The organism is Evansella sp. AB-P1, assembly GCF_029688925.1.
Lineage (GTDB): Bacteria > Bacillota > Bacilli > Bacillales > Salisediminibacteriaceae > Evansella.
This window is the reverse complement of record NZ_JARUKY010000045.1, coordinates 1-1,529: the sequence shown is the minus strand read 5'-3', so window position 1 is coordinate 1,529 and position 1,529 is coordinate 1. Positions and strand designations below refer to the sequence as shown.

The following is a 1,529-nucleotide window of genomic DNA, read 5'->3' as shown; positions in this document are numbered from 1 at the left end:
AGTATGTAAAATAGGTCAAGATAATTAAAAAGGCCACTGTTTTCATTGTAAAATAGAAGGACCTACCACAGTACTTCCAATTACAAATCCTTCAAAGGAGATGAAAACAATGGCTCATAATTTATTGAATCATATTCAGGGGAAAAACGGAAGTCGCTGGGCACAATTTATTAGGGAAACTGGATCTGAGAATCTATTATTAGTGGCAATTGATGCAGCGAAGTATACCCATAAAGCAATACTTACTACGTTTTATGGGGACATTTTAGTAAAACCATTTGAGTTTGATGCATCGCAAACGGGACTAGAATTGGTGAAAACTCAAATTCATTCGGTGAAAGAGGAGTATGGTCTCACAGAGGTTATAGTAGGCATTGAGACGACTGGCCATTATTACGAGGATCTTGTGAGGAAGTGTCTAAAAGCAGGATATCGTGTACGAGTCGTAAATGCAGCTACAACGGATCAGGAAAGAAAAGCTCTTATGAATTGGTCAAAAACGGATAACATTGATCTAATGGCTATCATACAGTCGTTGATCAATGGTAGAGGAACCTCAAGTGAACTGTCCTCTGGAAATATAGGGGTCTTACAGAAACTAACACGTGCTCGGCGTGAAATAGTGGATGAACGCACCTCTACACAAAATCTGATAAGGATGCATATGGACCATGTATTCCGAGAGTTTCAAGGAAAAAGTGTTTGGGAGAATGGAAAAAGAAAACATGTCCAGCCCTTTTCCAAGTTATTTGGTAAAGCCCCCTGTTATATTATGAAATACTATCCCCACCCTAGTGATATTATGGGGCTTGGAGAAGATGGGCTACGAAAGCTATCCATTCAAGAGAACTTAAAGCTGCGTGATAGTACGATTAAGTGCTTAATAGATTTTGCAGAGAATTCTATTTCACAGCCTAAGCAAGAAGTACAAGCAGATATCTACCTTTTAGCTCAAAAGCTGGATCGATTGGAATTGCTAGATGAACAAATTAAACAATTAGAAAAGAAAATTGAAGACCTCTTTCTTGAAACACCTGGTGCCATTATTCTATCTGTACCTGGCATTGGCTTGGTTACAGGGGCGGAATTCTTTGCCGAGATGGGGGATTTATCTGATTTTGACCATGCAGGCCAATTAATAAAACTAGCTGGTACTAACCCTATTGTGAAGCAATCCGGAGGCCATCGACCTTCCTATTATGGTATTTCTAAACAAGGAAGACGCACATTTAGAAACATTGTTTATCAAGTAGGTAAATCATTATCTGTTAATAATCCAGAAATGAGAGAACGTTACTTAGCATTAAAAGATAAAGGAAAACACACGAGACAAGCTTATGTAGCAATAGGTAATCGAATGATTCGTTTAGCTTTTTCTATGATCCGTCATCAATCCTTATATCGTTCCAATCATGAAAACTATGCATTAGTAAATGTGTTGAGTAATAAGTTGCGAAGTGCTAATGTAACAAGATTCTATAAGAAATTTGTTCCCATTGACTCTAGTAAGTCTGCTTAAAAGATGTTTA

1 protein-coding gene is annotated in these 1,529 nt (G+C 37.7%); it reads left to right on the top strand.

Annotation, left to right across the window (positions count from 1 at the left end; translation table 11 throughout):
* Positions 1-109 precede the first annotated feature (109 nt).
* Positions 110-1,519 (top strand): IS110 family RNA-guided transposase, encoded by a 1,410-nt coding sequence (locus tag QA612_RS22415; protein ID WP_278286058.1) that lies wholly within the window; start codon positions 110-112, stop codon positions 1,517-1,519.
* The last annotated feature ends 10 nt before the right edge of the window (positions 1,520-1,529 follow it).

What these genes read in the sequence shown, in the direction of transcription:
- QA612_RS22415 (WP_278286058.1), top strand. Translation starts at nt 110, where the DNA reads ATGGCTCATAATTTATTGAATCATATTCAGGGGAAAAACGGAAGTCGC.